This is a genomic window from Microbacterium sp. M1A1_1b, from assembly GCF_053345565.1.
Window position 1 is genome coordinate 385,792 of sequence record NZ_JBKFAJ010000003.1, and the last position, 8,173, is coordinate 393,964.

Below are 8,173 nucleotides of genomic sequence, written 5' to 3' on the forward strand. Positions count from 1 at the left end.
ACCGTGACCACCACCTCTGCGCAACCGCCCAGCGCCACCGCGGCCGCCCCGCTGCTGGAGTCGACTCCGCCGCGTGCGCCCGGCGGGGGAACACGACCACTGCGTTCCCTGCCCAGGAACCGCGGCGGCTCGGGGTTCGTCATCGCATGCCTCGCCCCGGCCGTCGTCCTGTTCGCCGTCTTCATGATCTGGCCGACGATCACGGTGTTCCGGATGTCGCTGTTCCAGTGGAGCGGGTTCTCTCCCACACCCACGTTCGTCGGCCTGTCGAACTTCGTGCAGTTGTTCCAGGACAGCCAGTTCATCCGGGCGTTCCAGAACACGATCACGCTGCTCGTCGTCGTCACCATCGTCACGATGGGGCTCTCGCTGTTCATGGCCGCGATCATGACGCGGCAGGACCTGCGGGGACGGAACCTGTTCCGCTTCGTCCTCTACATCCCGAACATCCTGTCCGTCGTCGTCATCGCCGCGATCTTCTCGGCGGTCTACGACCAGCAGAACGGGCTGCTGAACGGCACCCTGCGCCTCTTCTCCCTCGACGGGCTGCAGCAGGTGTGGTTGGGCGACCAGCGCATCGTGCTGTACTCGGTCGGCATCGCCATGGTCTGGCAGTCCCTGGGCTACTACATGGTGATGTACATGTCGAGCATGTCGAGCGTGCCCGCCGAGCTGTACGAGGCGTCCTCGCTCGACGGAGCGGGTCACGGACGGCAGTTCTTCGAGATCACGCTGCCGCTCATCTGGCAGAACCTGCGGACCACGTTGACGTTCTTCATCATGAGCGCCGTCAACCTGAGCTTCGTCCTCGTCCAGGCCATGACGGGTGGTGGCCCGGACGGGTCGAGCCAGGTGCTGCTGTCGTACATGTACCAGCAGGCGTTCACGAACTCGTCCTACGGCTACGGCATGGCGATCGGTGTCGTCATCTTCGCCTTCTCCTTCCTGCTCTCGCTGCTCGTCAGCCGCGCCACCAAGCGCGAGCCCCTCCAGTTCTGAGGACCCCATGACCGCATCAGTCACCGCGCGTCCACGCCCCCGGGTCCGGCTCCGGCCCGGCCGACCGCTCACGTACGTCCTGGTCATCGCGGGCGTCCTCGCGATCGCCGTCCCCGTCGCCTGGATCGCCATGGCGTCGTTCAAGACCAAGAGCGAGTTCTACGGCAGCCCGTGGACGCTGCCGAAGGGCTTCGCCTGGCAGAACTACGTGGCGGCCTTCGTCGACGCCCAGATCGGTCAGGACTTCGTCCTCAGCGTGCTCGTCACGTTGCTCGGACTGGTGTTCGTCCTCGCCGTGTCCGTCCCGGCGGCGTACGTCATCGCGCGCTACCAGTTCGTGGGGAAGCGTCTGATCGAGATGCTGCTGATGGCCGGGCTCTTCGTGAACGTCAACTACATCGTCGTCCCGATCTTCCTGATGCTCGTCGGGTGGGACCGGGGCCTGCAGGGGATCATCGGGACCGGGCTCTTCATCGACGATCCTGCGGTGCTCTCCCTGGTCTACGCAGCGACGAGCATCCCCTTCACGATCTACCTGCTCACCGCGTACTTCCGGACGATCCCCGTCGAGTACGAGGAAGCGGCAGCGCTGGACGGCGATTCGCGGTTCGCCGTGATGACCCGGGTGATGCTCCCGATGGCACGACCGGCGATCACGACGGTCATCCTGTTCAACTTCTTGGCCTACTGGAACGACTTCATCATCGCGCTCACCCTGCTCCCCGGTCACCAGACGGTGCAGGTCGGCCTGCTCAACCTGATGACCGCGCAGAAGGCGGCCGCCGACTACGGCCGGCTCTACGCCGGCATGGTGATCGTGATCGTGCCCGTGCTGATCGTGTACGCCCTGGTGCAGCGACGACTCATCGAGGGCATGGCATCCGGCGGGGTGAAGGGATGACCGCCGAGCGCAGGACCGCCGCCCAGGAGCGAAGCGTCGCTGTCCTCGTCGTCCTGGTCCGCATCGTCCTGGTCGCCGCGGCCGTCGTCACCGTGGTCGTCGCACGCACCGTCGTCGGGTGGGGCAGCGTCGCCCTGATGCTCGCCGCCCTCGGGCTGCTGATCGCGGTCCTCGCGAGCTACAACCGGCGGTTCCGGTGAGCGCCCCGCTGACCGGGGTCGACCTGGACCGGGCGGTCGCCGTCCGGCCGAGCCCCCGCCAGCTGGCGTGGCAGCAGCTCGACTTCACCGGGTTCATCCACTTCGGGATGAACACCATGACGGATCGTGAGTGGGGACTCGGGCACGAGGACCCAGCGTTGTTCGACCCGCAGCACGTCGACACCGACCAGTGGATCGCCGCACTGTCGAGCGCCGGCATGACCGGCGTGATCCTGACCGCGAAGCACCACGACGGCTTCTGTCTGTGGCCGACCGCCACGACGACGCACTCCGTGGCCTCCTCACCGTGGCGTGGGGGCCAGGGAGACCTGGTCCGTGAAGTCGCCGAATCCGCCCGACGCGCCGGGCTCCGCTTCGGCATCTACCTGTCGCCGTGGGACCGGACCGACCCGTCCTACGGCCAGGGCAGGGCCTACGACGACCTGTACCTCGCGCAGCTCCGCGAACTGCTGACCGGCTACGGCGACGTCTTCGCCGTGTGGCTCGACGGTGCGAACGGTGAAGGACCGAACGGCAGGCGACAGACCTACGACTGGGAGCGGTGGTTCGCGCTGGTGCGTGAACTGCAGCCCGGCGCCGTGATCAGCATCTGCGGTCCGGACGTGCGGTGGTGCGGCAACGAGGCCGGTCACACACGCGCCGACGAGTGGAGTGTCGTCCCGGCAGGGCTCCGCGACGCCGAGCGCACGTCCGAACGCTCCCAGCAGGCGGACGACGGCACGTTCGCATCCCTCGTCCGCAGCGACGACCAGGACCTCGGCAGTCGTGCGGCCATCAGCGGGCACGAGGACGACCTGGCCTGGTACCCCGCCGAGGTCAACACGTCCGTCCGACCCGGGTGGTTCCACCACCCTGCCGAGGACCGACTGGTGCGCGACGCCGACGAGCTCTTCGCGATCCACCAGCAGGCAGTCGGCGGCAACGCCGGCTTCCTGCTGAACGTGCCGCCGACCAGGGACGGCCTGGTCGCGGCGCCCGACGTCGCGGCCCTGGCCGAACTCGGACGCCGGATCGCCGACCAGGCCACACGGGTCCGGACCGGCCGACTGCGGATCTCGAGCGGCGTCGTGGGACCGGCAGCGAGCCTTCCGACCGGACGCGACACCACGTCGGCGACCGACGCTCGCGGCGACGCGGACCACCCGCGGACGGACATCGACGGAGCTCGACTGCACCCGGGGTGCCCGACGGACGTGTGGGCGGCCGACCCGTCGGACGACGCCCCGACCATCACCCTGACGCTGCCGCACGCCACCTGGATCGACGGACTCGTCCTGCGCGAGGACATCGCGAGCGGACAACGCATCGAGCACGTCGTCGTCAGCGGGTGCCGCAACGGCGCCGTGGTCGATTCCCGACTCGCCGAGTTCGGGGTCGTCGGCAACCGCCGCATCGTCCGCTTCGATCCGGCGCTCGTCGACACCGTGGTCGTCCGCATCGACCGGTGCCGCGCCGCTCCGCGGCTGTCCGGGGTCGCCGTCCTCGAAGAGCGGAGGACCGCGTCGTGAGACGTCGCGTGATCGTCGCGATCGCCGCCGGCGTCGTCCTCGCGACCGGGATCGGTGTCGGTGCCGCATGGACGTCGAACCGGCCCGTTGCCGTGATCGCCGGAGCACCCGTCACTCGCGACCAGCTCGCCGAGTACCGGACGCTCGCCACCGACGGTGCGTTCCGAGCAACGACCGACGCAGCACTGCTGGACCGGATCGCCGAGGACCGAGCGCTGTTCCGCCTGGCGCGACAGGCGCACCTGACCGACGGGTACACCTCGCTCGACCAGGTGCTCGCCCAGCGCGGCGCGGTGAACCGGTCGGCGGCGACGCGTGCCGCTCAGGGGAAGGTCGTGTACGGCGCCGCTGGCTACGACGACGCGTCGTTCTACGGCCGTGTCGTGGCCCAACTGCGGTCCGCGACGACCCGGGCACTCGCCTCCGGCGCACATCCAGAGCTCGTCGTCACCGACGCGCAGGTCGTTGCTGCCTTCCGCGCCGATCCGTCGGCGTGGTCGGCAGCTGCGACGACGTACCACTGCACGACGGTGACCGTTCCCGGCACCGTCGACGGGACCCCCGGCGACCAGGTGCTCACCACCATCGCGAAGCACCCGTCGACCGCCACCTCCGCCGCCGAAGGCATCGCGGGAGCGACGGTCGCCACCGTCGACCTGCACGCCGGCGACCTGCCTGCGAGCGGGCTCGACCCGGACGCACAGGCGTCCCTGCCGACCCTGGCGGTCGGCGCCACCCTGCCCCCGCAGACCCACCAGGGCGGGTGGGTCCTCTACCGGCTCGACGCCACGAGCGTCGACCGGACGGCTGCGCTCGCCGCCTACCGCGGCCAGATCGAGCAGCAGCTGCTCGACCGCCGGTTCGCCCGGCTGCTCGACACCACCGCTGCCGCACTGCGATCCCACGACTCCTGACGACCCACCACCCATCTCCTGCCCTGCACCTCCTTCGAAGGGACGACCATGCCCATCCGCACGGACCGACCACCGGCCCGATCCCTCGCGACGCTGCTCCTGGGAGCAGCGGTCGCCATCGCCACGATCACCGGCCCCGCGCTGGTGGTCACCGAGACCGCACACGCGGCGACACCGAGTGCAGCCACCACCTGGGCCGGCAACGCCGCCAACATCCTGGGAGGCACGGACTACTACGTTGACGCCACCGCCGGTTCCGACAGCGCGGCCGGCACCTCGCCCGCCACCGCGTGGAAGTCCCTGACCAAGGTCAGTGCGACCACCTTCGCGCCCGGAGACCGCATCCTGCTGAAAGCCGGTGACACCTGGAACGACCAGCAGCTCTGGCCCAAGGGCTCCGGCGCTGCGGGACGTCCGATCACCATCGACGCGTACGGCACCTCGACCAAGCGGCCGTACATCGCCACCAACGGCAAGGTCCAGTCCCCCCTGAACGCCGACGGGACCAAGAACCCGGACACCGTCGGGCTGACCGGAGCCGTGAACCTGCGGAACCAGCAGTACTGGACCATCACCGACCTGGAGCTGTCGAACGACGACGACTTCTCCACCGACATCGTCGGCGGCGCAGTCGTGCGGGACGGCGTGTCGGTGACGATCAACGCGGACAAGTTCCCCGCCGGCACTGCTGCAGCGGACACCGTCATGCACGGGATCACCATCACGAACCTCGACGTGCACGACATCGACGTCACGAACTCGTGGAACAAGATCTACAGCGCCGGTGTCGACTTCCAGATCTTCGGATCGCAGCAGTACGGCGCGTACGCCGAGAACGGCTACCACTTCCAGGACGTATCGATCCAGCAGAACCGCTTCACCCACGTCGAACTCAACGCCATCCAGTTCGGCTTCAACTGGTTCGGCGACGCGCAGGGTGAGACCGACAGCACCGGCAAGTTCCACGAGGGATGGGAACAGCTCTGGATCCGCGACCGCGGCCTGTACAACCTGGACGTCACGATCTCGCACAACTACGCCGAGGACATCGGCCAGGGCGTCTACCAGTTCGCGGGGACGAAGAACCTGACGGCCGAGTACAACGAGGGCAACGGCTGGCTGAAGCGGTACAACGGCGTCTCCGCCGGCATCTACCTGTGGGCGGGAGCCGACTCGGTGATGCGCTACAACGAGATCTACGGTGGACCGCCGAACCAGTACGACGCGACGCCGCTCGACCTGGAGTTCACCAACTTCAACGTCACTTACGAGTACAACTACACGCACGACAACCAGGGTGGCTGGATGTCCTACATGGGCAACAGCGGCAACTCGGTCGCGCGGTACAACCTCAGCGTGAACGACAACGGCGTGACCTGGAAGAACATGCTGTCGACGAACTACTCGCCGACGTACGTCGCGAACAACGTCTTCGTCTACGACGGGTCCAAGCTCGCGTCATTCCACGACGCCGTCCTGAAGGACCGGGTCTACTTCCTGAACAACGTGTTCTACAACACGTCCACCACGACCCCGACGACGTGGGCCACGCAGCCCGGAGCGCTGGACAAGGGCGTCTTCTCGAACAACGACTACTACGAGGCCAGCGGGAAGCACGCCTCCGACCAACCGACCGGGTACAACGCGATCACCGCTGACCCGCAGTTCGTCGACGATCCGTCGACCTACGCCAAGGGTGCCGGCGTCGACGCGATCCTCGACTCCGCAGCGCGGTTCGCCGTGCAGCCCTCGTCGCCTCTCGTCGACGCGGGCCGGTACAACGCCCACCTCGGGACGACGGACTTCCTGGGCAAGCCGAACTACCGCGGGACCGCACCGGACATCGGCATCGCCGAGGTCCAGCAGGGCGCGACCGTCACCGACCCGGTCGACACGAACCCGATCGAGGACGAGGGCATCGACACCCGCACCGACCTGGCGCTGGACAAGCCCGTCACCGCCAGCTCGCAGCACGCCGGGGCGAACCTCGCCGCGTCGAACCTGACCGACGGAGACGACACCACGCGCTGGGCGGCAGACGACGCCCCCACCTACCCGTTGACGATCGACGTCGACTTCGGTGCACCCACGACCCTGAACGAGGTCGACCTGTCGGAGTACACCGACGCCGGCACGAACGCACGCATCGCCGCGTTCGACTTGCAGCAGTGGAACCCGACGACCTCGACGTGGACCACCTTCACCAGCGGGAACGGTGTCGGGGCGAAGAAGGTCGTCTCGGGCTTCGGCACCGTCACCACCAGCAAGCTCCGCCTGTCCGTCGACGGACTGCTGCCCGGTGAGACCTACGGCCCGACGCTCTCGGAGATCCGGGTGTTCGGCCCCACCGCGGTGACCGACCCCACGGTCACCCCGGCGAAGCGCACCTACGACCGGGGCGCCGCAGCCAGCGGTACCCCGGCCGGGACCGCCGCATTCCAGGTCACGCTGGACGGGGACACCCTGCAGACGGTGAACTACGTCACCCCGGCGGGTGCGATCGTGCAACCGCTCGGACCGACCGACGCCACCAGCTCGACGGCGAACGGGGTCACGACCTACACGATCACTCCGGCGTTCCTGGCGGACAAGCCGCTCGGCGACTCCGGGTTCCGGTTCTCGTTCGCGTCCGGCAAGGTCGTCACCACGACCCTGACGATCGTCGACGCGTCTGCCCTGCGGACCTCGGTGACCCAGGCGAGTGCGGTCCGTGCCAGCCAGAGCGGCGCGTACACGGCCCTGCAGTCCGCCCTGACCACCGCGAAGAACCTCATGCAGGAGCTGACGTCCGGCACCGGCTCGGTGTCGCAGGCCGACCTCGCATCGGCGGCTACTGCGCTGTCCGCGACCATCCCCGCGGCACAGGCAGCAGCAGGAGGCGCGGGAACCGGGGGGACCGGGACCGCCGGTGGGACTGGGACCGCCGGTGGGACCGGTGGCAGCGGCACGACTGGTGGGGCCGGGACCACCGGCGGCACCGGGACGACAAGCGGCGTCGGCACGACCGTCGCCACGCCGGTGGTTGCCAGCCTGAGCTACCCGGCGCCGTCGGGATCGCTCGCCTTCACCGGCGCCGACATCACCGGTGCCAGCACCGCGGCGATCGGGCTGCTGTTCGCCGGCTTCGGGCTCTTCCTGTGGCGGCGACGACGTCGCGCAGCAGCGACCGGGCGCTGACCCCACCCGGCGGGGCGGCACTCCTGAACGTGGAGTGTCGCCCCGCCGCGCCCAGACCACGGGCGATCGCCGTACAGACCCGCCGCGACCCCATCACCGACCACCACTCGAACGACAGGACGTGCCTTGTCCCTGATCACCCACGCGATCGTCCGCGACATCCGGTTCCCCACCTCGCGGGACCACGACGGATCCGATGCGATGAACCCCGAACCGGACTACTCCGCCGCGTTCCTGGAGCTCCGGACCGACTCGGACGACGGCCTGTCGGGAACGGCCTTCGTGTTCACGATCGGCCGTGGCAACGACGTCCAGACGACCGCGGTCCACTCGGTCGCGCAGCTGCTGATCGGGCGGGATGCTGAGGCGTTGCTGGCGGACATGGGTGGCACGTGGCGGAGCATGGTGCACGACTCGCAGCTGCGCTGGCTGGGCCCGGAGAAGGGCGTGATG

Annotated in this window: 6 protein-coding genes and 1 pseudogene; all 7 read left to right on the forward strand. The window is 68.8% G+C overall.

Going from position 1 to position 8,173, the window contains the following annotated elements; genetic code table 11:
- Nucleotides 1-3: 3 nt before the first annotated feature.
- Nucleotides 4-999, forward strand: coding sequence for a carbohydrate ABC transporter permease (locus tag ACLBWP_RS10435; RefSeq protein WP_447655123.1), 996 nt, complete (start codon nucleotides 4-6; stop codon nucleotides 997-999).
- A 7-nt stretch (nucleotides 1,000-1,006) separates the two neighbouring features.
- A complete protein-coding gene (locus ACLBWP_RS10440; protein WP_447655124.1) occupies nucleotides 1,007-1,900 on the forward strand; it encodes a carbohydrate ABC transporter permease in 894 nt (297 codons plus the stop codon).
- Complete coding sequence (locus ACLBWP_RS10445) at nucleotides 1,897-2,100, forward strand: DUF6903 family protein (protein ID WP_447655125.1); 204 nt, start codon at nucleotides 1,897-1,899, stop codon at nucleotides 2,098-2,100. The genes ACLBWP_RS10440 and ACLBWP_RS10445 overlap by 4 nt, the downstream gene beginning before the upstream one ends.
- Complete coding sequence (locus tag ACLBWP_RS10450) at nucleotides 2,097-3,629, forward strand: alpha-L-fucosidase (protein ID WP_447655126.1); 1,533 nt, start codon at nucleotides 2,097-2,099, stop codon at nucleotides 3,627-3,629. Before ACLBWP_RS10445 ends, ACLBWP_RS10450 begins: the two co-directional genes overlap by 4 nt.
- Nucleotides 3,626-4,543: a hypothetical protein gene (locus ACLBWP_RS10455; protein ID WP_447655128.1), complete on the forward strand. Its 918-nt coding sequence runs from the start codon at nucleotides 3,626-3,628 to the stop codon at nucleotides 4,541-4,543. The genes ACLBWP_RS10450 and ACLBWP_RS10455 overlap by 4 nt, the downstream gene beginning before the upstream one ends.
- Nucleotides 4,544-4,591: 48 nt before the next feature.
- The gene (locus tag ACLBWP_RS10460) at nucleotides 4,592-7,720 is read left to right on the forward strand and encodes a discoidin domain-containing protein (protein WP_447655129.1); all 3,129 of its coding nucleotides are present in this window, start codon (nucleotides 4,592-4,594) and stop codon (nucleotides 7,718-7,720) included.
- Nucleotides 7,721-7,846: 126 nt separating this feature from the next.
- Nucleotides 7,847-8,173, forward strand: a pseudogene (locus ACLBWP_RS10465) (fuconate dehydratase); the annotation flags it as partial.

Coding starts and splice junctions, on each gene's coding strand:
- ACLBWP_RS10440 (WP_447655124.1), top strand. CDS start 1,007: ATGACCGCATCAGTCACCGCGCGTCCACGCCCCCGGGTCCGGCTCCGG.
- ACLBWP_RS10445 (WP_447655125.1), top strand. CDS start 1,897: ATGACCGCCGAGCGCAGGACCGCCGCCCAGGAGCGAAGCGTCGCTGTC.
- ACLBWP_RS10460 (WP_447655129.1), top strand. CDS start 4,592: ATGCCCATCCGCACGGACCGACCACCGGCCCGATCCCTCGCGACGCTG.